This window comes from Bacteroidota bacterium (assembly GCA_020402865.1).
GTDB lineage: Bacteria > Bacteroidota > Bacteroidia > Palsa-965 > Palsa-965.
In genome coordinates this window covers 59,942-83,817 of record JADBYT010000015.1, presented here as the reverse complement: position 1 = coordinate 83,817, position 23,876 = coordinate 59,942, and the positions used below count along the sequence as shown (strand labels likewise).

General features: G+C 48.7%; 20 protein-coding genes and 2 tRNA genes. 14 read left to right on the top strand and 8 right to left on the bottom strand.

Annotated elements, in window-relative coordinates; all coding sequences use genetic code 11:
* From IM638_11350 to IM638_11330, 5 genes are read left to right on the top strand one after another with little or no spacing between them, the layout of a single operon-like run.
* On the top strand, positions 1 to 786 hold the full coding sequence (locus tag IM638_11350; protein ID MCA6363623.1) for a toxin-antitoxin system YwqK family antitoxin: 786 nt from the start codon (positions 1 to 3) through the stop codon (positions 784 to 786).
* A gap of 5 nt (positions 787 to 791) precedes the next feature.
* Positions 792 to 2,057, top strand: coding sequence for a hypothetical protein (locus tag IM638_11345; GenBank protein MCA6363622.1), 1,266 nt, complete (start codon positions 792 to 794; stop codon positions 2,055 to 2,057).
* Complete coding sequence (locus IM638_11340) at positions 2,045 to 2,395, top strand: hypothetical protein (GenBank protein ID MCA6363621.1); 351 nt, start codon at positions 2,045 to 2,047, stop codon at positions 2,393 to 2,395. Before IM638_11345 ends, IM638_11340 begins: the two co-directional genes overlap by 13 nt.
* Positions 2,392 to 3,036 (top strand): prepilin-type N-terminal cleavage/methylation domain-containing protein, encoded by a 645-nt coding sequence (locus IM638_11335; GenBank protein ID MCA6363620.1) that lies wholly within the window; start codon positions 2,392 to 2,394, stop codon positions 3,034 to 3,036. Before IM638_11340 ends, IM638_11335 begins: the two co-directional genes overlap by 4 nt.
* Positions 3,026 to 4,174, top strand: a complete 1,149-nt coding sequence (locus tag IM638_11330) for a type II secretion system F family protein (GenBank protein ID MCA6363619.1) — start codon at positions 3,026 to 3,028, stop codon at positions 4,172 to 4,174. The genes IM638_11335 and IM638_11330 overlap by 11 nt, the downstream gene beginning before the upstream one ends.
* A 172-nt stretch (positions 4,175 to 4,346) precedes the next feature.
* Here the strand turns inward: IM638_11330 and IM638_11325 are convergent, their stop codons facing one another.
* Positions 4,347 to 4,961, bottom strand: a complete 615-nt coding sequence (locus IM638_11325; protein ID MCA6363618.1) for a JAB domain-containing protein — start codon at positions 4,959 to 4,961, stop codon at positions 4,347 to 4,349.
* Between the two features lie 266 nt (positions 4,962 to 5,227).
* Here IM638_11325 and IM638_11320 point away from each other — a divergent pair, with 266 nt between their 5' ends.
* Together IM638_11320 and IM638_11315 are read left to right on the top strand one after the other, a co-directional pair.
* On the top strand, positions 5,228 to 6,586 hold the full coding sequence (locus tag IM638_11320; GenBank protein ID MCA6363617.1) for a hypothetical protein: 1,359 nt from the start codon (positions 5,228 to 5,230) through the stop codon (positions 6,584 to 6,586).
* 288 nt (positions 6,587 to 6,874) lie between these two features.
* Positions 6,875 to 7,360, top strand: a complete 486-nt coding sequence (locus IM638_11315; GenBank protein ID MCA6363616.1) for a hypothetical protein — start codon at positions 6,875 to 6,877, stop codon at positions 7,358 to 7,360.
* Between the two features lie 146 nt (positions 7,361 to 7,506).
* Here the strand turns inward: IM638_11315 and IM638_11310 are convergent.
* The 4 genes from IM638_11310 to IM638_11295 form a co-directional block, all read right to left on the bottom strand.
* A tRNA-Arg gene (locus IM638_11310) sits at positions 7,507 to 7,580 on the bottom strand.
* A gap of 35 nt (positions 7,581 to 7,615) precedes the next feature.
* Positions 7,616 to 7,688: transfer RNA gene (locus IM638_11305), tRNA-Pro, on the bottom strand.
* Entirely contained in the window at positions 7,679 to 8,209 is a 531-nt protein-coding gene (locus IM638_11300) for a 6,7-dimethyl-8-ribityllumazine synthase (protein ID MCA6363615.1), read from the bottom strand. Before IM638_11300 ends, IM638_11305 begins: the two co-directional genes overlap by 10 nt.
* Before the next feature lie 73 nt (positions 8,210 to 8,282).
* Positions 8,283 to 8,963: a tetratricopeptide repeat protein gene (locus tag IM638_11295; protein ID MCA6363614.1), complete on the bottom strand. Its 681-nt coding sequence runs from the start codon at positions 8,961 to 8,963 to the stop codon at positions 8,283 to 8,285.
* A gap of 171 nt (positions 8,964 to 9,134) precedes the next feature.
* Here IM638_11295 and recF point away from each other — a divergent pair, with 171 nt between their 5' ends.
* The 6 genes from recF (at position 9,135) to IM638_11265 (ending at position 18,833) form a co-directional block, all read left to right on the top strand.
* On the top strand, positions 9,135 to 10,271 hold the full coding sequence (recF, locus tag IM638_11290) for a DNA replication and repair protein RecF (protein MCA6363613.1): 1,137 nt from the start codon (positions 9,135 to 9,137) through the stop codon (positions 10,269 to 10,271).
* A 413-nt stretch (positions 10,272 to 10,684) separates the two neighbouring features.
* Positions 10,685 to 13,555, top strand: coding sequence for an SBBP repeat-containing protein (locus IM638_11285; GenBank protein ID MCA6363612.1), 2,871 nt, complete (start codon positions 10,685 to 10,687; stop codon positions 13,553 to 13,555).
* Between the two features lie 132 nt (positions 13,556 to 13,687).
* Entirely contained in the window at positions 13,688 to 14,785 is a 1,098-nt protein-coding gene (locus tag IM638_11280; GenBank protein MCA6363611.1) for a tetratricopeptide repeat protein, read from the top strand.
* A 173-nt stretch (positions 14,786 to 14,958) separates the two neighbouring features.
* Positions 14,959 to 16,380 carry a hypothetical protein gene (locus IM638_11275; GenBank protein MCA6363610.1) on the top strand — a complete coding sequence of 474 codons (1,422 nt, stop codon included), beginning with the start codon at positions 14,959 to 14,961 and terminating at the stop codon, positions 16,378 to 16,380.
* A gap of 141 nt (positions 16,381 to 16,521) precedes the next feature.
* Positions 16,522 to 17,898, top strand: coding sequence for an OmpA family protein (locus IM638_11270; GenBank protein ID MCA6363609.1), 1,377 nt, complete (start codon positions 16,522 to 16,524; stop codon positions 17,896 to 17,898).
* A gap of 176 nt (positions 17,899 to 18,074) precedes the next feature.
* Entirely contained in the window at positions 18,075 to 18,833 is a 759-nt protein-coding gene (locus tag IM638_11265) for a TIGR00730 family Rossman fold protein (protein MCA6363608.1), read from the top strand.
* Positions 18,834 to 18,836: 3 nt separating this feature from the next.
* Here the strand turns inward: IM638_11265 and IM638_11260 are convergent, their stop codons facing one another.
* Positions 18,837 to 19,751: a DsbA family protein gene (locus IM638_11260; GenBank protein MCA6363607.1), complete on the bottom strand. Its 915-nt coding sequence runs from the start codon at positions 19,749 to 19,751 to the stop codon at positions 18,837 to 18,839.
* A 233-nt stretch (positions 19,752 to 19,984) separates the two neighbouring features.
* Between IM638_11260 and IM638_11255 the strand changes: the two genes are divergently transcribed.
* Positions 19,985 to 20,296, top strand: coding sequence for a helix-turn-helix transcriptional regulator (locus IM638_11255; GenBank protein ID MCA6363606.1), 312 nt, complete (start codon positions 19,985 to 19,987; stop codon positions 20,294 to 20,296).
* A gap of 1 nt (position 20,297) precedes the next feature.
* On the opposite strand, the gene IM638_11250 is transcribed toward IM638_11255, so the two are convergent.
* On the bottom strand, positions 20,298 to 21,296 hold the full coding sequence (locus tag IM638_11250; protein MCA6363605.1) for a cation transporter: 999 nt from the start codon (positions 21,294 to 21,296) through the stop codon (positions 20,298 to 20,300).
* 52 nt (positions 21,297 to 21,348) lie between these two features.
* On the bottom strand, positions 21,349 to 23,538 hold the full coding sequence (locus tag IM638_11245) for a patatin-like phospholipase family protein (GenBank protein ID MCA6363604.1): 2,190 nt from the start codon (positions 23,536 to 23,538) through the stop codon (positions 21,349 to 21,351).
* Positions 23,539 to 23,876: the final 338 nt, after the last annotated feature.

Below are 23,876 nucleotides of genomic sequence, written 5' to 3'. Positions count from 1 at the left end.
ATGCACCTGCGCATTATTTTTTGTTTCCTGTTTTTGTGTTCGTCGGCTGTGGCTTTCGGGCGCGACAAAGAATTTCAGGATAAAACATACACTGTTTATCTCAATTACCCCACCTATTCGGTGCGGGCATCTGTTTTGCATCACAACGGAAAAATAAAACCGCGTGAAGGTTATACCTATTTCTGGTTTGGCAGCAACGCCATTCACGAAACGCAGGGCGGGTTTGATGGTAAACTGCTGCACGGCGAATACAAAGCGTTTTACCTCGACAATCAGCTCAAGGAATGGGGCATGTTCTCAAACGGCCGTAAAACCGGCGAATGGAAATACTGGCATACAAACGGAAAACTGGCTGAGGTAAGTGAATTTGTAAATGGGAAAAAACACGGACAGGCGAATTACTACAACACCGAAGGAAAAATTTTACGCACCGAACATTACAAGCACGGCAAGCTGCATGGAAATGTAACTGCATTTGAAAACGACACAAAGAAAATTACCCGTTACAAAAAAGGAAATGAAGTAATTCCCAAACCAGAAAAGGTAAAAGCTGATTCTGCACACACAAAAACAAAAACATCAAAAACCGATTCGCTGAAGGTCAAGCCCGCAAAGGCCGACACGACCTCAGGCAAAAAGAAAATGTTTGGGCTGAAAAAGAAAACCACCAATGCACAACCCGCCGCGCAGCCCGAAAAAACAAACGAGAAAAAGCCGCGCAAGCCGCTCTTCCGCAAATCACCGCCAGCCGGGGCACCCCAGCCTTCGTCGGGCTTCCGATCTTAACACACATGCTACGCGGCGGCACACTCTTTTACGCATTAGGCATTGCCGTAGTGCTGGCGCTCATGAGTGGCGGGCTGCTGCTCACTGCGCATTTCGAACGCCTCAGTCTGCTGCACGACCAACGTTCCGATGCCGTAATCCGCAACACCGCTTCCGGACTCGAACTGCTCCTGGGCACACAGCAACTCGTGCCTTACGATACGCCTACCGAAATTGAGCTCTACGGCGACGGGCACGATTCCGTGCAACTTACCCTTCGCCGGTGGGGCCTGTTTGGCGTGGCACTTTCGCAGGCGCACAATGGCACGCTCACGCACCGCACAGCCGCACTCACCGGCTTCCTCACCCCCGCAACAGACAATACTGCCCTGCGTGTAGCTGATCTGGAACGCCCGCTCGGCATTTGCGGCAACACCACACTCCGCGGCGATTGTTACCTGCCCACCGGCGGCATACGTCGCACCTATGTAGAAGGGCAAAACTACACCGGCCAGCGCGATGTGTATGGTCTCGAGAAAAAAGCCGCACGCATGCTGCCCGAACCCGACAAAGCGCTCGTACGCAGAATCGACTCGCTGCTTGCCGGCAAATTTCTGGCTACCGACAGTCTTGTGCCTTTTGCAGAATTCGCCCATACCGACAGCCTCACGCATTCCTTCTTCGCTTCGCCGGCCATTGTAAAAAGCAGCGGCGCATTGGTGCTCAGCAAGCTATCCGTAAGCGGCAATGTGTGTTTTTACTCTCCGGTGCGCATCAAAGTCGAAGCTTCCGCACAACTCACCAACGTGCTGCTGGTGGCGCCTTACATCGAAATTGATAACGAGGTAACCGGCTGCTTCCAGGCCTTTGCGCGCGATAGTTTGCGCACCGGAAAAAAAGTAACGCTCACGTATCCGTCCGTACTCGGCATCATCACTACTAAGCAAAGTCCCGAACAAACGCGCCTGCACATCGGCGAAGAAAACACCATTGCCGGCCTTGTCTTTGGCATACAAACCGTGCCCGATTTCCGGCGCACACTGCTCATCAGCATCGACAAAAAAACCGGACTCACCGGCCAGCTTTGGTGCAACGATCTTGTCGATCTAAAAGGCGAAGTGTATGGCGATGTAACCTGCAAAATGTTCCGCCTGCAAACACCTTCGGCCGTGTACGAAAATCAATTGCTCAATGCCGTCATCGACCGCAGCAAACGTCCGGCCGCCTTTGTGCAGCCTGCACTCGTAAACGAATCGTCCATGCAACTACACGTAGCACAATGGCTGTATTGAATCGCCGCCTCAACGGCTACATCCTGCTCGAATCCATTCTGGCCATGGTCATCGTCATGGCTTGCTTCGGCGTGGCCGCCATGATTTACAACAATGTAATTGGCGGCATGCGCGGACGTTTGCACTTGCAGGCACGTGTTACTCTTGAGCAGGAAGCAGTAAAAGCAAAGTTGAAGAATCGTTTACTCAGCGAACAAATTCCACACGAAATCCTGCTCATCAGCAAAACAGTAGAACAATACAAAGGCACCGAAAATGTGTATCTGCTCAAACTTTCGGCTACCGATAAAGACGGAAAATTACTGGCTGTTCATCGCGAATTAGTACGGAAACCATGAAGTACTTTGTATGTATATATAACTATTTGTTTGATAAAGGAGCGAAACAACAGCGTTCCAAAAAATCACCTGTCCCCGCCCTTCTATTACAAGGTAAAGCGTGCGGTCGGGGCTATACACAAATACCGTCCGGTTCATCAAAAAACCAAAATTACCTGCACACCAAACTTGCCGCCTTCACGCTGCTCGAATTGCTTGTGGGCATGGTCATCAGCAGCATTGTGATTGCTGCCGCATTTTCGGCGTGGAGCATCATCAGCCGGCAGCATGCGCAGTACCGCACACGCCACGAGGCAAGCACCGAAGCCTCTTTCTTCAGCAGCCGCCTCCGCCGCGATTTTGCGCAGGCTGCCGCCTACAGCGGTCAGCCAAACACACTCACACTCCAACTGCGCAACCAAACCGTGCAGTACAAAAATGTGCCGCCGGTAGTGGTGCGCAGCATTGGCTTGCATACCGATACCTTTCGCGTGGAGGTTGCCAACTGGACATTCACGGCAGACAGCACAGGCATTGCGCGCTTGCAGCTGGAAATGAATGTAAATCATACACCGCTGCCGCTGCTGCTTACCCGCCAGCGCTCGGCGGCCGAACAGCTTTCTCTTTTGTCGAACCCGCCACCACACGAGAATGGCTATTGATCTCCGACAGCTCAACCACACGCCCGCCGGCAGTGAAAAGCCTTCGCCCAAAAGCGGAAGCAGCCTGCAGGAATTGCTCAGCCGCGATATTTCGCTTTCCGGCAACCGTTTCGGCGACCGGCAGAAAGAGCGTTTTTACAACGAGCTGCACACACTGCTCACTTCCGGCATCGACATCCGCACCGCACTCGAACTGCTCGAAAACGAAGCCGAGAAGAAAGACGAACAAAAGCTCTTTGCGCAAATCCGTCAGGCGGTCATCAGCGGCAGCACCCTGCCCGATGCCGTGTGCGCCACCGGCCGTTTCAGCGATTACGAATTTTTCAGCCTCCGCATCGGCGAAGAAAGCGGCCGCATGAGCACCGTCCTCCACGACCTTGCGGATTACTACACCAAAAAAATCCGCCAAAGCCGCCGTGTGCGCAGCGCACTCACTTATCCTTCCGTGGTGGTCAGCGTGGCCATCGGTGCCGTGTGGTTCATGCTGCATTTCGTAGTGCCCATGTTTGCCGACATGCTGCGCCGTTTCAACACCGAGTTACCCGCGCTCACTAAAGGCATCATTGCACTGTCCAATTCCATCGGGCATTACGGCCCCTGGATTTTACTTGCGCTGCTTGGTGCAGGCATTTTCATTTACACACAACGCAAACAACTCTGGTACCGTCGCATCAGCGCATCGGTATTGCTGCGTTTACCTTACATCGGCAGCATCGCCCGCAAAGTGTATCTCGAACGTTTTGCACACGCCATGCACCTGCTGCTCACCGCCAAAACACCATTAGTAAACGCCCTCGAGCTTGTGCAGAAAATGACCGGCTTCTATCCGCTCGAACACGCCCTCGAGCAGGTGCGGCACGATGTAATGCGCGGCATGCCCCTGCACGAAAGCCTCGGCAAATTTCCCGTCTTCACCAAACGCTTCATCTCGCTGCTCCGCGTGGCCGAAGAAGTAAATCAATTGGAACAAATGTTCGCGCGCCTCTCCAAACAATACACCGAAGAAATTGAACACGACACCGGCGTACTCGGCAGTGTAATCGAACCGGTAATGATTATTTTCCTCGGCCTCGCCGTAGCCCTCATTCTGGTGGCCATGTACATGCCCATGTTCCAGTTGAGTTCGTCGTTTCAGTAAACTTGACATTTTGGCAGAACAAACGGACGGCATAGTTGTTGTTCATGCATAATTGACTACACCCGTAGTCCTCTTCCGGGTCGAATTTAAGGGGTTAGGTTCGCCCGGTAGTTTTAAACGGTAAGATGTTAAGGGGTTAGCATCTTGCCGTTTTTTTTACTTCTCGATACGATTAAATACGTTCAATCTCATTTAAAGACAAACCTGTTAATTGCGAAATCAACTCCACATCCAGCTTTTTCTTCTTCATGTCTTTAGCAATCTGACGGGCTTTCTGTTTTTGGCCTTCTTCATTCGCCATCTTCTTAATCTTCTTCACCATCTCAAACTTCGGCACCCAAGTCGTACTCTTACTCAACTCATCCATCAGCCCCACATCCCGGTAACTCAGGTAATCTTCCGTTTTCGAGTTAATGATGATATGATCGAAGACCGTAATCCCCACAATATTTCCCACCTGAATCATTCGGTCAGTCAAAGCCTTGTCGTCTGGTTTCGCGCTCATATCCGCAGTCTTGCGATTATGACAGATGTAGAGGTACTTCGCATCTTTTTGCAGCGGAAGCCTGTAAATTTCCATTGGCTGCACCTTGTCTTTGGCCGGTATGCCGAAAGCGATGAGTTCGACGTAAAGCATTTTAAACTCTTCGTTCAGTCCGATTGTCCACACATGTTCGCGCTGACGGCTCAGCCGGTTTTCGCGCAGCAAAATCTGCCGCATAATCCGGGCAATGTCTTCGGAGCTTTCAATCAGTATCTTCTGCGTTTTGGTGAGCGAGATATTCATACGCTCAAATATAAGTAAACTGTAACAGGTAATTGAGCCTTATCAAACCCAAATATTCACACCATCATGCGAGGAATAAACGGGGGAGGTAACTGTACAATTCATTTCAATAATTAATACTTTGCGCGGGCATTTTTGATTGTGCTGTAAATTTCAGATAAACAGTTATTTAGGTGCATTTTCTGCGGCCAGATTTGACTGTATTTCTCCAAACTCAGACATTTACAACAGGGGCATTCAGAATTCACGTAAACCTGAAAAAGCCCATGAGCGCACGCTACGCTCTCCGCACATTAGTGGATGCCCTGAACGATGCCGAACGCCAATTGTGCCGCAATTACCTCACCGCATTCGACCTGCGCGGCGAAAAGTTCGACAGTAAAAGCCTGAAACTCTTTGAACTGCTTTGTGCTGGCGACAGGCGCACGGAGCAGGAACTGGAATTTTTGCTTTACGGTAAAAAGAACAAAGTCGCATTCAGCAGACTTCTTTTGCGTTTGCGCGATAAAATTCTCGAAGCGGTTACCCTGCCAAAGAACAGCACCTGGCGCGAACAGCAAACGCCTTACGAAACGGCGCTTGCCGGTTGCCGCAGCAAACTCCTGCAAGTGGAATTTCTGATCAAACGCGGCTTAACTGATCTCGCCTTCTGGCACCTGAACACCATTTGCGACACCGCCGCACACTACGAGTTTTTTGCCGAGTGGGCACAGGCGCTTGAACTTTTGCCACGCACAAAGCAAAAACTACCGGCCAATTATTCGCGCCAGCTTTTGAGAGTGCAGCAGCAGTTTCAGTATTGTCTGGTATGCACTAAACTGGTGCGTTTTGCGCGGATTTCACACACGGGGGCTTCGAAAGATGAGATTGAAGCACTTCGCACGCATCACCCGAACATCAGTTCTGCTCGCGCCAGCTTTTTACTGCTGGAAGCAGAAGCCATTACAGCGCAAAAGCAAAAGAATCACAAGGCCGAGATACTTTACCGCCGCAAGCAAATACGCCTGATAAGAAATGCACCAGCTCTTCAAAACGGCGAAATGTTGTGCAATACTTCAATTCAGCTTATACATGCTTACCTGCGTTGTGGCTGGGTTTCGCCTGCATTGCATTTAATCCAAAGCAGTGCTCCGCAGCAAGGCTGGGAAATCGCCCATCAAATCGAACTCCTGCATATCGAAACACGGATTTGTTTGATGATGGGCAACGTACAGGCTACAGGGAAGTTGTTGCGTAAGTCTCATTCACTTCATGCGGGAGAAAAGGTCGTTTATCATCAGGCTGTATTGCATTATTACCAAAAGCAATACGAACAGGCCATGGCGTGTATTCATCAGCTAAATTGGAAGCAGCTTGGTGGTGAGGATTACGGTTTAACTGTATTACTGTTTGCCGCGATGGTTGCGATTGAACACCATTCAGGGAAAACGTTGTTCAAAGAGCTTCGTTATTTGCTGCAAAAAGCTCCGCTATTTATTACGGCTAATTTGCGGGAAAAGCATAGCCTTGATTTGCTTCAAACACTCATAAAGGCTGAACTGAATTTTCAGGAGGTGTATAAATCGCATCTTCCGTTATTGGATCAGTTACGGATGAAAGAAGGAGAAACGGCCTGGAATGCGTGAGCGAAGAAATTGTCCCCTTTCACGAATGGTTGATTTGCAAAGCCTTACGTGTGCCTTTGAAGCCTGTATTGGGAAATGTGAAACGTGCTTTTACGACCTAATTCCACACCGCTGAAAGCAACATTTGAAGCGTCGCACTCGTTACTATACCATGTAGTAATTGATGTGTGTATGGCTTCCCCTTATAGAATTAACAGTGTGTGGGTCAACGGACTCCGATCTGGTCAACGAGCGGCTTATGTGTATTTTTTTAACCGCTATTATTACGGCCTGAAAATTTATACGGAAATGAATGAAGACCTTGCTATGGAGTCGTTTGAAACGGCCCTGCTTCATATTGATCTGTATGATGAAAGGAAGTCGAGTTTCATTACGTGGATTTATGCCATTGCCCGGAATAAACTGAACAGACAGTACAGGCAAAACCGGCATTTTCAGGTAGTGTTTGCGGAGGATTTACTGGAATGTTACAATGAGGAAGATACAGGTGGCGATGAGCGCGAGGAATGGATAAAACCCACTACTGATTCAACGGACTTGTATTCGAATTTTCTGGAGCAAACTACGCTTCATGCCGAAGAATTTTCGGAAATCGGGCAGGCGGTAAAGATGCTTTCAAGGGAGCAGAAAGTGATACTCAATAACTATTTGAAGCGAACTCAAATCAAGTTAAGTACTTCAGTGCTAAGAGCGGTTTTCAAACAGCTGCGATTAAATTTATTTCAGATTCGGGAGCGGGAAGAGCAGTTAATTCGGAATCGGCTTTCAGCCTGATTGGCGGTTTTATTGTCAAATAATGTACAACTGAACACATATAAAGTGTATGTAAATCTGTATGTAAAATAATTTAATCGACTATACAGACCCACATAAACTACTGATTACAAACAAAATAGCTCCGGCTTTACCGAAGCTAATCGTGATCCCAAAGGGACTCGAACCCCTAACCGGTTGCTTAGAAGGCAACTGCTCTATCCAGTTGAGCTATGGGACCCAACCTGCATCGCAAGATGCATATTCAAAATTCCGTCGGGATGACTGGACTCGAACCAGCGATCCCCTGCTCCCAAAGCAGGTGCGATACCAACTTCGCTACATCCCGTATCCAAGCTGTTTGCCAGCCCGGTTGGTACTTTCTATTTCTTTGCGCAGGCCAAGCATTTTCAGCGCGGTTACTGCGGCTTCGTCGCCTTTGTTGCCGTGTTTTCCGCCGGCGCGGTCTTGTGCCTGCTCCAGATTGTTTGTGGTGAGTACACCAAACACAAATGGTTTGCTGTGGCGGATATTCAGCTGGGTGAGCCCCTGAGTGACACTGTCGCAGATAAAATCGAAGTGGCGGGTGTCGCCCTGAATAACACAGCCAATGCAAATAACGGCATCAATATCATTTCTCGCGCCCAGCCATTGTGCGCCCAGTGTGAGTTCGAAGGTGCCGGGTACGTGGTGGAGTTCCACATCGTTTTCGGCTACTTCGTGTTTGAGCAGGGTGGTAATGGCACCTTGCGCAAGGGCATGGGTAATTTCGGCATTCCACTCGGCCACCAGCACGGCTACGCGCTTTCCGGCTCCGGAGGGAACCGTTGAAGCATCATAGTCCGACAAATTTTTGAGCGCTGTGGCCATTATTGAACTTTATGAAGAACGCCCCAACTTCCGGGAAGCGGGGCGTTCTGAGCGTTTAACCAAAACAAACCGCTTATTCTACAGTGCCGCCGGTTCTGTAGATGTACTTATCTACAGACTGGGCTTCTGGCGAATCGGGGTATTCTGCTTTAATTTGCTGATAGAGCTTGAGGGCTTCAGCTTTATTGCCTTTGTCTTCGTAAGCCATAGCTGCTTTCTTGAGGAAAACAGGGCTGGTGAATTTGTTCGACTCGCGGCCGGCTGCTTTCAGGTAGTAGCTGATGGCTTCGTCGATTTGCTTGTTTTCCATGTGGGCATCACCAAGCAGACCGATAGCAAGCGTACCTACAAATTTATCATCGGCATCAAACTCGTTGAGTGCTTCAATGGCCTGAGCGGGTTTTCCGGTATTGAGGTAGCAAATACCGAGGTAGTAGTTAGCCAGATTGCCGGCAGGCGTATTGCCATATTCTTCGGCAATGGCAATAAGGCCCATTTGCTCACCTTTACCATTCATGGCAAGGTTGAAAGAATCTTTTGCAAAAGCCGTTTCGGCCGGAAAAAGTGCTGTGGCGGCTTCTTCGTTGCGGGGCTTCTGATAAAGATATTTCCAGCCGAGGAAACCACCGGCAAGGATAACCACCGCGCCTACAATCAGCAGCAGGCTTTTCTTGTTCTCTTCAATATAACGTTCCGTACGGTCGAAGGTGCCTTCGATGTCGATTACGGGACTGTCTTTAGTTTCGTTAGCCATGATTCTTAATCAGGGAGTTATTTCTGACAGGCGGCAAAAATAAGGTTTTTTTCTGCCTGTGGCTACTTTATAGCGAGAATTGTCGAAAAATATTCGGTTTAAATCGGGGTTCAACGGTGCATTTTCTTCCGAAAACCAATGCTTTTCAGCATTTTTGCAGTCTGAATTGCTATGCACCTGAGCCGCCTTTCCCTGCTTTCTTTCCGTAATTATGCCGAGGCCGGGTTACACCTTTGTCACGGAATTAACTGTTTTGCAGGCTTAAACGGCTCGGGGAAGACCAATTTGCTGGATGCCATTCATTATTTAACGCTTTGCAAAAGCTTCCTTACCCCTGCCGACAGCCAGAATATCCGTCACAGCGACCCGTTTTTTGTGGTGCAGGGCGAGTTTGTGATGGACGATGGCGCTGCCGAAAATGTGTATTGTGCGGTAAAACGGGCGCAGAAAAAGGTGTTTAAGCGAAATCAGAAAGAATACGAACGCCTTTCGGATCATATCGGGCTGCTGCCGCTGGTTGTGGTGGCTCCGGCCGATACGGTACTGGTGACGGGCCACAGCGAAGAACGCCGGCGGTTTATGGACAGTGTAATTGCCCAGTACGACCGCCGCTACCTTGATGCGCTGATTGCCTACAACCGCATCCTCGCCCAGCGCAACGCCCTGCTTAAACAGGCTGGCGGCAATCCGCCCGACTCCGGCACACTCGAAATTCTCAACTTCCAGCTCGAACAATACGGCACACCCATACACGAAGCCCGGAAAGCATTTACGGAAAACCTGCTCCCGCTTTTTCACGATTACTACGCCCAGCTGAGCGGCGGTGCGGAAGAAGTACAGCTCACGTACGAATCGAAACTTAACCACACTCCTTTTTCAATGCTGCTCGAAATGGCGTTGCAAAAAGACTGTGCTCTTGAACATACCTCCACTGGCATTCACAAAGACGATCTCGACTTTTCGGTAGCCGGATTTCCGCTCAAACGCAGCGGTTCACAGGGGCAACAGAAAACATTTCTTATTGCGCTTAAACTTGCGCAGTATGTGTTCCTGAAAAATGCGTCGGGCAAAAAGCCCCTGCTCCTGCTCGACGATATTCACGACAAGCTGGATGATGAACGCTTGGAAAGACTGGCCGGCATTGTGAGCAGCGATGTATTCGGACAGGTGTTTGTTACCGATACAAGCAGAGAACGCATGATACAGCTTTTTGCTTCGCGCGGACTTCCTTTTCAGCTCTTCGGCGTAGAAAAAGGTCAAGTGGAAGCACTTGAAATCGTGCAACAGTTACCCGCCTCGGCCGTGTAACCGTTTTTTAATTACGGTTTCTTACTGTTGAATTTCTGATCATTATCCCGGCTACAAAAATTCTAAACAGCATTTAGACGGTTGCCTTTTCTCATAAGTAGTTGAGGCAGGTTAATGTTTAAATGTTTTAGATCATTGTACGGTGTACAATTATTATTCAGGCAGAAAAGCGGTCTGTTTAATTTGAAAATATATCTCAGCTTCCTTTTTTTCTTTGTCTGCACTTTTTAATATCAGCCTCCATCTTAATAAAACTATATTTAGGGTGAGCAAACATATTTTCAAAACCCATGATCCGATCAATTACTTACTTATTATTATTTCTGCTTGTTTCCCACACGCGGTTGCAGGCTCAGGAATCTTTACGGCCTTCGGGTGCTGCCCTTACAGGTTTTGAAGAAAACCGGGGGCAAATGTTAAGCGATAAAAATGAACCTGTGCCCGATGTATTTTTCAAATCGCATGTACCGGGCATGGATGTGTATCTCACCACCAAAGGCATTACTTACGTTCTTGTACATAATGAGCACGACCACGGGCAAGGTGAAGAAGATGCCATTGAATTTGCCCGCATTGATATGAATCTTGCAGGAGCCACTATTTCGCGGAGCCAGATACGTTTTGAGCAACCACTGCCCGGATTTTACAATTACTACCTGCATCACTGTCCCAAGGGAATTACCAATGTGCAACGCTATCAGCAGGTAATTGTAAAGGATATTTATCCGGGCATCGACTGGGTTTGGCGGGCTTCTGATGCACAGGGGCTGAAATATGATTTTGTGGTGCATCCCGGCGCATCGCCCGAAGTAATCCGTATGGTATATCAGTGGGCTGATGTAAGCCTCAATGCCACGGGCCATACACTTACCCTTAAAACACCACTTGGCGAGATCAGCGAAGGCGCGGTGGAAAGTTTTTGTGACAATGCCCCGGTAAGCAGCCGCTTTGTGCTTAATGGAAAAGAAGCACGTTTTGAAACCGGCGCCTGGGACCGCAGCAAAGATCTGATTATTGATCCTCCGCTGGCATTGCTTTGGGGCACCTACATTGGCGGCGACTCATGGGAAAAAAACACAGACATTGACCATGTGATTGATGCGGCCGGTAACAACTTTATTGCCTGTAATACACTTTCATCTACTTTTCCCACGGTAAATCCCGGCGGCGGCGCCTATTTTCAGGGCATCACAGCCGGCCCAAATGTTAACATCCAGGGCAAAGGCGGCGATGTGGGCATTATGAAATTCGATAATAATGGCGTGATGATCTGGTCCACCTATTACGGCGGGTCGGCTGATGATAATGGCAATGGCATACGCTGCGATGCAAGCGGGAATATTTATGTAACGGGAAATACAGAATCGAGTAATTTCCCGCTGCAGGTATTGCCTGGCGCTTTCAACCAGACTGCGCAGGGTGCATCAGACGCATTTCTGCTCAAGTTCGACAACAATGGCGTGCGCCTCTGGGCCACTCACGTTGGCGGCGGCTGGGACGATGTAGCTTATGGCATTGAAGTGGATAACAACAACAATGTGCTGCTTACCGGCCAGACCGGCTCGTCTAACTTTCCGCTCGTTAACGCCGGCGGCGGATCATTTTATCAGTCGGTACTGGGTGGCACCAACGATTTGTTTGTGCTGCGTTTTGATGCAGCCGGTGTGCAAACCTGGGGCACTTTTGCCGGAAGCAGTTCCGACGACTGGGGTAATTTTATTATCACCGACGGCAGTGGTAAAATTTATGTAACCGGTACAGCCGCCGGTCCGGGCTTTCCTACATTTGATCCGGGCGGCGGTGCGTATTACGAGCCCAATTTTCAGGGTGGAAATTTTACCCAGTTCTGGTTTCGCGGTGATCTAGGTGATGCAGTAATCATGCGCTTTTCCAACACCGGTGTGCTGGAATGGTCAACCTACTATGGCGGCACAGCCAACGACGCCGGACGCGGCATGGTGGTTGACCGCAGCGGAAACATTTATGTAACCGGTGATACCCGTTCGGGCGCTTCATTCTCACTGCAAAACGGCGGCGCGGGTTCGTATAATCAGGGCCCGGGCGGATTGGGTGATGCATTCTATTTGAAATTCAATGCCCAATGTCAGCGCGAATGGGCCACCTTGTTTGGCGGTTCACAGGAAGAGGCAAGCGGCGCAATAATTATCGACTCGTGCGGAAATATTTATAGCACGGGGCACACTTTTTCTACCGATATGCCCACGGTAAACCCGGGCAACGGAGCCTTTTTTGCGGGTGGTAATCTTTCAAATGATGATGTGTATTTTGTGGGATTCAACACACAGCTGGCACTTACCTGGGCTACCTACAACGGCACAACAGGTTTTGATGAAAAAGGTACTTCAATTGAAGTAGATCCGAACGGCCGCATTTTTGCCGTAGGCTACTGGTGTTTTTACAGCAACAGCAACGGTGTGCAGAATCCCGGCGGCGGGGCGTATGTGAAAAATAACATTGATGCCGACGACTTTTTCATTATGAAATTAGATGCTGCGGCATCGGGTGTTACCACCGCAGGTGTAAGCGGCACCAATAACCAGTGTTTTAACGATTGCATCGGGACAGCTACGGCCACCGCATCAGGTTCATGTCAGCCACCGTTTACCTACCTCTGGATTCCAACCGGTGATACCTCCGCTACAGTTAACGGACTTTGTGCGGGCACGTATTCGGTAATTGTGACCGATGCAGCCGGAGTAAGTGATACCGCAGTAATCACCATTACCCAGCCCCCACCGTTTAACGGCTCCATCAGCAACAACATTACCATTGAACCCGGCGATAGCACCGCACTGAGTGCAACCGGTGGCGGCACCTATCTCTGGAGCACCGGCGACAGTACTTCGTCGATAATCGTTTCACCACTACAAACTACTAACTACTGGGTAGTGGTGTATGATGCCAACGGATGTCCGGATACGCTTACCGTTACAGTAAGCGTGGAAGAGAATTGCCTGAATTCCGTGGAGAATATTGTAATCCCCAATGTATTTACCCCCAATGCCGATGGGATAAACGATTTGTTTGAAGTGGCGTATGATAATGACTGTATAGTAGGCCTGCGTATTGAGGTGTGGGATCGCTGGGGCTGGAAGGTACACGAGGGCGCACAAACCATAAACTGGTGGGACGGACGCTACCGTAACGATAATAATAAATATGTAACCGAAGGAGTGTATTATTATATCGTGAGTGGCACTTCACTCACAGGCGAACCGTTTAAGAAAGCCGGTTTTGTGCATGTAGCCAATCCGCCACGCTAAGCCGCATTCAATTTGGCATGATTCTTTCTTTATCTGACCCGGTCCACAAGACCGGGTTAGGTGCTTTTACCGAAACTCATTACATTTGACAATAGTTCAATAAGCAGAACTCCAACTTTAACGCATATATACATGAACATTCGTTACGTATTTGCAGTGCTTTTGTGTGCAACCCTCTTCACACAACTCATTGCACAACCGGCTAAACCCAAACCCGGCGCCGCCACTACCGCAAAAAATACTTATACCGGACTTTCAGCTGCAGGCGATGAAAAACGCGACAAAGGCGATTTTTCCGGTGCGCTTGTGGCTTACGGTACCGAAATTGCACGGATTGATGCCGAGGTAAAAACACTGGTGAAACTTCGCATGGATTATGTGAAGATGAGTGAATACGAAAAAGCACTGCAGGATCAGTCGCAGATTTCGGCACCCAAAACCGACTGGGCCAAGTTGTATTATGGCCGCGCCATGTCTAATCTGGGCCTGGGCAACAAAGCCGAAGTAAAAGGCGATCTTGATGTAGCCATTGCGCTTGATCCGGGTATGGCTGATGCATACTACCAGCGCGGCATACTTAACACCTCGGCCGACAACCGCGACAATGCCTGCATGGACATCAGCCGCGCGGCTTCAATGGGGCACGCGAAAGCCAAGTCGGCATTCGACGATAATTTCTGCTGGAATCAGGCCAACATACACATGAAAAACGGCGAATCGAGCCTGCGCATGCGTAAGTATGAAGAGGCGCTGAAAGAGTTTGACATTGCCGTGGCGCTTTGCCCTGATTCGGGCCGCTTTCTTACCCGACGCGGACAGGCGCACATGGGATTAGGTCACAAAACGCAGGCGCTGGAAGACTTCAACAAAGCCGCACTCATTTCGCCTAAATCGCCTGATGCATTTATGCAGCTTGGTATGTACTATTTCGGACTCGATAACCACGACAAGGCATTCGACTATTTCACAAGCGCCATTACCAACGATCCGCGTAACTACGATGCCTATATGTACCGTGCACAATGCTGCGAGCGTCGCAATCAGCTTACCTCGGCCATATACGACTACGGTATGGCTATATCAATCCGCCCCGATGATCCCGAAGGTTACTACCGTCGCGGTTTGATTGAGCGCGAGATGAAAGACATGATAAACGCCTGCAAAGACTTCAGCCGTGCCGCCGGTTTAGGCCATGCCGATGCCGCCGAGTACATCAAGGAATGCCGGTAACAAGTACTACTGATATTAGAAAAGCCACCTGCGCATTATTGCCGGGTGGCTTTTTTGTTGCGTTTCTTTCAGCATTCCGTTAAACCTTACCCAAATAATTAAACCGCACAAACACCGGTTTTTGAAATAGCTCGCTGCAAAGTCCGATATTTGCATTCACTACACTGCCATGTATGAAAGCACTGCAACTGATCAGGTTGCTTAGTCCGAAAGAACGTGAAGAATTCAGCCACCACTTGCGGTTTCTGAAAAATGAACGTTTGGGCCTTGCATTTACCTTTCTGTCTAAAAGCCGGGAAGAGCCGGGTGCCGACCTGCATGAAAAGCTTTTCAAACAATTGTTTGGCAAGGGTTGGAGCAAGAAAGACGATTACCTGCTGCGCAATGAATTACGTTTACTGAGTCGTCAGCTCGAATCGTTTATGGCCCGCAAACTTTTTGATCTTTCCGATCAGAAGTATCAAAATGAAGCCAACTACCTGTATTTAACCTCACTCCTCGAACGTGAAGCCTGGGAGCTGTTTCAACGCGAAGCCCAGCAGTCGATACGTGAAGCTGAAAACACCAACAACTTCCGCGCACTCATCCGGCTTCGCGAACTTTATTTGCATTACCTCACCGTGTGCCCCGAACATTCGGAAGAACGCACACGCCATCATAAAGAATCAGTAGAAGCGTTTGACCTTATTCGCTATCGTGTAAACGAATACCTGAAAGGCGAAATTGGTATTTACCGGGCCCAGCTTGCCCGCACCGAACATGAAGTCAATCCGGCCACACCGCTGGTGCTTCCGTCTCCGCCCGATTATCCCGATATGTCGGATGATCCCTTTGTACGTTACTACCACGCTGCTGCGCAGGCCTACCTCAATCGCGGCGAAAAAACGATTAACTCGCTCAAAGAAGTCCTCAGCCTGATTGACGTGGTATCTTCCGGCCTTATCGAAATGCCGCACCGCAAGCAGATCATCAATGCCAATATTGCACTTGAATTGTTCCTGCTGGGCCGTCACGAGGAAGCCGATGAGTTTTACAAAAAGGTCATGAGCAGCCCCCGGCATCCGAGTACACACCGGCAGGCCGCAGTGGCATTCAACTACATTTCCAACCTCATCCGCCTGAGCCGCTATGCAGAGGCACTGGAAGAAATAAACAAGTTTGAAAAAACACTGCGACGCATAGGCGGATTATGGGAACGCGCGCTTTGCCAGATGGTGATGTGCCTCATTTACACCAACCGCGATAACGAAGCCAAACAGCTTATTCTCGAAAACAACACCGCAGTAGATTATGATGTACTGCTGTATATGCGTTTGGCACTGGCCATTGCCTTTTATAAAGAAGGTAAAACCGATCTCTGCCTGCGCGAACTCGAAAACATTGAACAAAGCCTGCGCAGGGCCTCCGAACAGTTCCAGCCGTTTATTCACGTGGTGCGCATATTTAATAAAGCCGTGCAGCGCCCCGATAATGTGCGTTCGCGCAAAGCCATTCAACACAGTATTGATGAATACCGGAAAGTTTGGAGCAGCCGGTTCGATATGCTGCCGGTGAGGTGGATTCTGGAATTTGCTCAAAATGAGATTGCAGCGTAATCTTATCACGTAAATAAACACAAAATACTATCTTTCAATAACTTAAACCCGAAAAGCAACTCACAATTGCTTTTTTTTCTGTTGCTCAGCACGTTGTGCGGGTATTACATTTGCCCCGTGCAATGCACTAACTAAACTGCCATGAAAACCATTTACTGTACCCTCACTGCTGCCCTGCTCATTGGCCTGGCAGCCCGGCTCGATGCCCAGACCCTCGGCGATCGGGTAATGCAAAACACCAAACGCACACTCGAAAACCGGGTGGAGCAAAAGGTGGACAAGACCGTTAACAAAGGCGTTGACAAAGTAGAAGACAAGGTTGACGGGGCTGCCAAAGGCGGCAACAAAAAAGAAAAAAAAGAAAAAGACACCACCGGCGGCAACAATTCCGGCACACCGGAAACCAATGGTAACAACGGAAACAGTGGTAACAACGGAGGTTCATCCGCTTCCGGCAAATCAACCACACCTTCACTCAAAACCTATGGTAAATACGATTTCGTGCCGGGTGAAAAAGTAGTGGTTCAGGAAGATTTTATGCAGGATGCCGTGGGCGATTTCCCGGCCAAGTGGAACACCAACGGAAGTGGTGAACTTGTGACCATTGAAGGCAGCACGGGGCACTGGCTCAAAGTGAATAAAAATGGCAATTACCTGCCCGAGTTTATTACCGAACTACCCGAAAATTTTACGTTCGAGTTTGACCTGGTGTGCAACGAAAATTTCAATTTCTACTCTTCCGGCTTCAACATCAATTTTGTGAAGATGGCCAAACCCGGTTCTGACTTTACAAAATGGGGACGTTTCGGCGATGGTGAAGAAGGCGTTCGCTTGTATATGCATCCCACGGGTGCAGGAAACCGCGAAGGCACCACCAATGTGCGTGTAATTCACGAAGGAAAAGAACTGATTAAAAATGAACTCGGTACTGCCCAGTTTGCTGCGCATTTGGGAAATAACCGCGTTCATGTATCTGTGTGGCGTCAGAAAAACCGGCTTCGTGTATATTTCAACGAAGAAAAAGTATGGGATTTGCCCCGCGCATTTCAGGAAGGTGTGAAATACAATGGCATTGTATTTCATAATAGTGACATGAACAATTCAGAAGATTACTTTCTTTTCTCAAATCTCCGCCTTGCCGTGGGCGCCCCCGACACACGCAGCAAACTTATCACCGAGGGTAAATTAGTGACGCGCGGCATTCAGTTTGAGTCAGGTTCCGATAAAGTGAAAGCCGAATCATATGGCACACTCAAGGAAATTGCCACCGTACTCAAGGAAAACCCTACTGTGCGCGTAAAAATTATAGGCCACACCGACAGTGATGGCGATGATGCCACAAACCTTGATCTTTCTAAACGCCGGGCGGAAGCCGTGAAAAAAGCCTTAACAACTGAGTTCGGAATTGATGCCGGCAGGCTGGAAACGGATGGTAAAGGAGAATCGCAGCCGGCCGATGTAAACACCACACCTGCGGGTAAAGCCAACAACAGACGGGTGGAATTCATTAAACTTTAACACAATCACAAGGCTGCCTGTACCCTCGAAAACCCTATTAAATAACAGTACCGGCCATACATGGCAGCTTGTCCGGTGCTTTGCATGCGATCCAGACTTCATGTCTGGATCGTTTTTTTATCCGGCATTGCAACCGGGGTGTATATGCAATTTATGCGATGCTTACCTTTATGCATATGCAAACAGAAACCCGCGAACCGGCTGCACACACACCGGCAACTTCGAATAGCAATTCCGAACGGATATTTTTAGAAGGACCACAGTCGCGCTGGCGCGAATTTATTTTTGTACTCAAAGTCGTGCGCGAATTTGTACGCGGCTTTCGTAAACTGCATTTCGTAGGGCCATGTGTTACGGTTTTTGGCTCGGCACGCTTTAAAGAAGGGCATCCGTACTACGAACTGGGTCGAAAAGCAGGAGCCGGACTTGCCAAAATTGGTTTTACGGTAATGACCGGCGGCGGCCCCGGAATAATGGAAGCTGCCAACCGGGGTGCGCGTGAAGCAGGAGGCCGTTCAGTAGGCTGCAATATTGTATTGCCGCACGAACAAAACCCAAATCCGTATCTGGATGTATGGGTAAATATCCGCTACTTTTTTGTGCGAAAAGTACTTTTATCGAAATATTCGTACGGTTTTGTAGTGCTTCCCGGAGGGTTCGGTACACTCGACGAATTGTTTGAGGCTGTAACACTCATGCAAACCGGTAAGGTGAAAAAATTTCCCGTAGTACTGATCGGTAATGAGTATCATCAGCACATCAGAAAACATATCGAACTGATGGTAAACGAAGGCACAATTTCCGCGATCGATCCGGAGCTGCTGCTTTTCACCGACTCGGTAGAAGAAGCCGTAAAATGGGTGGAAGACAATACGCGCGGACGATATGGTCTTCGCAAAGTGATTAAGCCTGTACGGATTCTGGGCGAAGATTGATGGCTACTTCTTCTTCCAGATACTGCCGTTTTTGCAGGTATGCTTACTGAGCACACCTTTTTGGGTGAGTTCGTTCAATTGTTTTTCGGCCTCATCAGGTGTAAGTGAAGCGAGCACCGCATATTCCTTCGCGGTTAGCGTACCATAACTATCAAATAAATGTGCAGCGGTTTGTGTATAGGTTTTCTTTACGGCCTGCGGATGAAGTTTACGGATCGTTTCTTCGAATTGTGCGTAAGGCCGGTAGCCGTAAATTACTTCCTGCGCCCCTGCTGCATTCACGGCAAATAAAGTGGGAAAGCCACGCACACCCAGCTTACGCGCATAAGCAAGATCCTGCTGAAAAGCTGTTTCGGCACCGGAGGAAAAATCAGTTTTAAGCTGCGCAGTATCGAGTCCGCACGAGAACGCTGCCGCCTGAAGATGCTCCCAGCGGGTAATGTTTTTCTTTTCGGTAAACACCATTTCGCGAATCCGGCGCAGGAACAGCTCCGCTTTCACACTATCCTGCATTTGTGCCGCACAAAAAGCAACCGACGGCGGATAAGACGAATTCAGCGGATCTTCGAGCCATACATCTCCATCAATGGGCATCTGATAATATGCGCTTACTTCGTCCCAATGCACTGCCACATCAGCCGGTTTGGTAATTCCGCCGCCGTTAAACCCGTTCCACGAGGGCAACAAACCACCCATGTGGTATTCAATTTCGATCAAATCGCCGTACTCAAGTTTGAGTTTGCGCAGCTGCGGTTCAATTCCCCAGCACGATGAACAAATTGGATCGGTGAAGTAAATGAGTTTCACCGCTTTTTCTTTTGCCGCACTTGCATTTTCTGAGGATGAGGCGGCAGACGGAATTTCGCACACGCCGCTGTCGGGATTGCAGAGCAGCGGATTGGATTGATTGTGATTCATATCGGCAGTAGTTGAAGACGATTTACACGAGAACTGAACAGCAGCAAGCAGCAGCCACACGAAACAAAATTTTATAAAACAGTAAGCAGGCATTTCAGTTGCCGTTTTTCGGGATGAATGAATAGATATGTAACTTTGAACTGTTGGTTAAGCTGTTTGTTTCATTCGCATCAAAAACAAACACGCAGCAAATTTCACATGAATATTTTTCCCCTACAATAAGTCAGAAAAACATGACTACCCCGCAAACAGAATCGGGATGCCCGGCCGAAGCCATGCTCAAACTCATTTCGGGTAAATGGAAACCGCAAATGCTGCGTATGGCGATGGATGGCCCGCTACGTTTCAGTGCGCTGCTCAGGGAATTATCCGGCTCAAACAGGCAGAGTCTTTCGGTGGCGCTCAATGATCTGGAGCATGCCGGACTGCTGCACCGGCATGTATTGCAGGAGAAACCGCTGCATGTGGAATACACCTTAACCGAACGCGGCCGCGCTACCCTGCCCCTGCTTCAGCAACTGGCTGATCTGGCCGGCAACGACTGATTTACTGTTGTGTGCTAAGGCTGTGCTTGCTGTCGGGCAATACGGCAGTGAGCGACCATTCCACTTCACGCTGAAATGCCTCTTTTCGCTGCTCACAATTCTGCACATTACAAATGGCGCACGAGCTGGGAATACACGGATCGGCATGAATAAAAAATTCCACATCCTCACCCATACTCCTGTTTACGAGACGCCCCACTGCATCCACTTCGTCATGCGCAGTTTCCAGCGATAAATACCACGGCAGTGTGAGGTGTACATCTACATGCAGCTGCGTACCGTATTTCAGTACGCGCAGATTATGTACATCAATCCATTGCGGCTTGCGGTTATCCTGCAAAATTTTCACCACCTGCTTCAGCTTATCGGTATCAGCCTTATCAAGCAGGCCGCGCAATGCATCACGAACCAGCTCAAAGCCCGACCAGATAATATAGCCGCCAAAAAGCAGTGCCATCAAATTATCAATCCACACCTTGCCGGTGAAGTTTATGGCAATAAGTCCAAGCACAAGTCCAACAGACGAAACGGTATCTGTAATCAGGTGTTTTCCGCTGGCCTGCATCAACGCTGAATTTTCGCGTTTTCCACGCCTCACGAGATAGGCGCCCAAGAAGTAATTGCAAACACCTGCAGCCGCAGCCATCCAGGCACCGATATCGGCGTCATGCAATTCCAGCGGGTGAATGAAACCCTGCACTGCACGCACCATAATGGAGCCGCCCGCAAGTAAAATAAGTGCGCCTTCGAAACCCGCTGCAAGAAATTCAATTTTACCATGCCCGTAAGGATGATCTTCATCGCGCGGCTGCACTGCGTACCAGATACTGAACAGCGCAAATGCCCCGGCCGCCACGTTTACAATACTTTCGAGTGCGTCGGTAAGCAAGGCATTGGAATGAGTTAACTTCCATGCGGCAAACTTGATGCAAAGTAATGCGGTACTTACAATTAATGTAAACCGCATAATGCGGATGCGCGATTTTCCGGTTTCAGGCATGGAGCAAAGGTACGTGCTGGCGATCTATTGCGTGAATGAACTTTATCAGCATTTATTTTTTCCTGCCCTTAAAGAGTTCGAGCAGGGATTGGAATCCGTTTTTATTTGCCGGAAGTTTGCTGTTTTCAAGCCACAGAGCCTGTTCTTTTATTTGTTGATCGGCTACTTCTGAAATATACCAGCTCAGGGGGATTTCTGCTATGTTCCGGTCGAGTTCAAACTTGAGGTACGTTACTTTTGGCGTAAGTTTTTGAGGAAGCAGTTGCATCTGCTTATCGAGCGCCACGCCCGCCCTGTCCCATGCAGAAATAAAGCCCGAAGGCGGCACCGTTAATTCGTGCATGGTAGTAAGCGGTTCGGGTTGTTTGTTGGCAAAATCGGCATTCTGAATAAACAGCAGCACCGGTTTGAAACGTTTTTTTGCCTGTGGGGAAAGCGGATCGTTGGCAATGGAGGTCATACCGTTTATGTAATCATTTATGGCCGAAATGATGGAAAGCGCAGTAACCAGCCCCGTGTTTTCGAGGTAGCCGCCATCAATAAGATGCCCGCCGCTATTGTCCGAAAATTTCACAAGTCCGCCGGGCGTTACAAACGGAAAACGCGCACTGCAAAGCGCAGCCGATTTCAGCGGAAAGTCTTTCTGCATCGCGCCAATTACATCAATCGCATCGGGAAAATACACTGAGTCAAGAACAATGCTGGAGATGATTGCTTTCTGCCCGTTTTCGGCCAGTACGCTGTTAAGGAAAATGGCGGGCAGATTGCTGGTGTTTCCTTCCCAAAGTGAAAGGAAGTCTTCATTAAGTGTATTTTCCTTTGCGTGCATTACAGCCGCGTACTCTTCGGCCCAGGCATCTTCAAGACGACGTGCGCGGTCGAACGTTTTCTGTTCCCAGAACAGAAATTTCTGAAGCATATCCGGATAAAGCAACCCTGCTGTTACCGGCGAGAGATAGTCGGCTGATACAACGGTTCCAAGCGTAGTATCCGTACAACCGCCATCATGCATAAATGCAGTATGTACAGCCAATCCAACAGAGCCGCCGGATACGCCGCTCATGGCAAATACCTGTCTGTAAAAACCCGGAAGCTGCGGATGGTTGCTTAAACGGTGCATCACTCTTGCCGTCCAGTTCATGGCGCGTATGCCTCCGCCCTGCGCGGCAACAATTATTATCGGAATTTCGGCACTATCGCCCCGTGCATTGTATTCCTGCACACGCGTGTTCATCCAGTTTGCAATGTGTGCAGTGAGCTGAGGTCTGGCATTTACCCTTTTACGGGTTACCACAGTACGTACTTCGTGATTGTTGTTGCAGTGGCTTATACCAACCATGTAAATCAGCAACAGCAAAAAACCCGGAATACGCCATTGGTTCGAAAACACAACCAGCATACTCCCGAACACCGTCCACACACCCAGTGCTGAAAGAATTAACCCATGCGGACCGATTCCCTGTGCAAGGGCTGCTGTTTTATCCACACTGAGCCACACAAATAAAAATAACGCAAGCAGCAAGGCAATAACTGCAATGCCCCGTCCTCCGCTTTTAAGCGACCTGTGCTGGGTATCAAACCGGTGTGGATCGGTCTTTAATTTTTCGGCAGCCTGTTTACCAATCAAGCGGATAACCAGTCTGCGTGTAGCAAACCAATCCTGAATTTTTGTACGCAACGAGAAACCGATAATGGCAAGCAGTGTAAGGCAGCCAAATAACACCACCGTAAACCCCGGATCACGATTAAGCTGCCACACTCCCATCATTACAAACAAAAAGGGCAATGAACCTGCCACACGCGGAAACATGCGGATAAAAAACCGGATATAAGGCGATGCTTTTCGCACAGGTTTCCCGTTCACCACATACACATTGTATCTCAGCAATCTGATATTACCTGACTTAAGCACCATGCGCGTGGTAAACCACATCACAAACGACCACCACAGAATGCCCAAAAAGAATGACGCAGCCAGAAAAAGGTTTTCGCCCAGAAGAATTTTGCGAACTCCGCTTTCCAATGCCTCAGCAAGTACGTAAAGCATATCACGCGCCTGATCAGTAAAGGTGAGTGTAAAATACCCTACACCTAACATGAGCATATGAAACCATACAAACCGCAATACCGCAAACACATCATGAATGTGCGGATATACTTTCCGGAGCAGATAACCGGTTACTTTATTAAATAGTGTTTTTAGTAAATCTGTCCGATTTTCAAGAAACGATTGCTGAGTCATGTGGGGTTATTTTGATTGTACTTGATAAATTATATGCATATTCATCTTAATTCACTCAGTAACATTATTCAAAAAAAAACCGTTTTCCTGAATTTCAAAATCAGAATTTAAGGGTTTGAGCACCTAAATATACTTCTTAATAATGCCTTCGCAAACGCAAAATCATAGAAATCAATGATGGGTTGTATTTTTCTGAAATCCGCCTTCAGTCAAAAAGAAAAACGGCTAAATACAGTCAATTGGCGGCAAAAACTGACCAATTATCGTGTTTACCGCACTTTTTAACAGTAATCTTCGTTAAAGAGTTGATAAATAAGCCGTTTTAATTCTGTGTATCG

Coding starts and splice junctions, on each gene's coding strand:
- IM638_11350 (MCA6363623.1), top strand. CDS start 1: ATGCACCTGCGCATTATTTTTTGTTTCCTGTTTTTGTGTTCGTCGGCT.
- IM638_11345 (MCA6363622.1), top strand. CDS start 792: ATGCTACGCGGCGGCACACTCTTTTACGCATTAGGCATTGCCGTAGTG.
- IM638_11340 (MCA6363621.1), top strand. CDS start 2,045: ATGGCTGTATTGAATCGCCGCCTCAACGGCTACATCCTGCTCGAATCC.
- IM638_11335 (MCA6363620.1), top strand. CDS start 2,392: ATGAAGTACTTTGTATGTATATATAACTATTTGTTTGATAAAGGAGCG.
- IM638_11330 (MCA6363619.1), top strand. CDS start 3,026: ATGGCTATTGATCTCCGACAGCTCAACCACACGCCCGCCGGCAGTGAA.
- IM638_11325 (MCA6363618.1), bottom strand. CDS start 4,961: ATGAATATCTCGCTCACCAAAACGCAGAAGATACTGATTGAAAGCTCC.
- IM638_11320 (MCA6363617.1), top strand. CDS start 5,228: ATGAGCGCACGCTACGCTCTCCGCACATTAGTGGATGCCCTGAACGAT.
- IM638_11315 (MCA6363616.1), top strand. CDS start 6,875: ATGAATGAAGACCTTGCTATGGAGTCGTTTGAAACGGCCCTGCTTCAT.
- IM638_11300 (MCA6363615.1), bottom strand. CDS start 8,209: ATGGCCACAGCGCTCAAAAATTTGTCGGACTATGATGCTTCAACGGTT.
- IM638_11295 (MCA6363614.1), bottom strand. CDS start 8,963: ATGGCTAACGAAACTAAAGACAGTCCCGTAATCGACATCGAAGGCACC.
- recF (MCA6363613.1), top strand. CDS start 9,135: ATGCACCTGAGCCGCCTTTCCCTGCTTTCTTTCCGTAATTATGCCGAG.
- IM638_11285 (MCA6363612.1), top strand. CDS start 10,685: ATGTTAAGCGATAAAAATGAACCTGTGCCCGATGTATTTTTCAAATCG.
- IM638_11280 (MCA6363611.1), top strand. CDS start 13,688: ATGAACATTCGTTACGTATTTGCAGTGCTTTTGTGTGCAACCCTCTTC.
- IM638_11275 (MCA6363610.1), top strand. CDS start 14,959: ATGAAAGCACTGCAACTGATCAGGTTGCTTAGTCCGAAAGAACGTGAA.
- IM638_11270 (MCA6363609.1), top strand. CDS start 16,522: ATGAAAACCATTTACTGTACCCTCACTGCTGCCCTGCTCATTGGCCTG.
- IM638_11265 (MCA6363608.1), top strand. CDS start 18,075: ATGCAAACAGAAACCCGCGAACCGGCTGCACACACACCGGCAACTTCG.
- IM638_11260 (MCA6363607.1), bottom strand. CDS start 19,751: ATGAATCACAATCAATCCAATCCGCTGCTCTGCAATCCCGACAGCGGC.
- IM638_11255 (MCA6363606.1), top strand. CDS start 19,985: ATGACTACCCCGCAAACAGAATCGGGATGCCCGGCCGAAGCCATGCTC.
- IM638_11250 (MCA6363605.1), bottom strand. CDS start 21,296: ATGCCTGAAACCGGAAAATCGCGCATCCGCATTATGCGGTTTACATTA.
- IM638_11245 (MCA6363604.1), bottom strand. CDS start 23,538: ATGACTCAGCAATCGTTTCTTGAAAATCGGACAGATTTACTAAAAACA.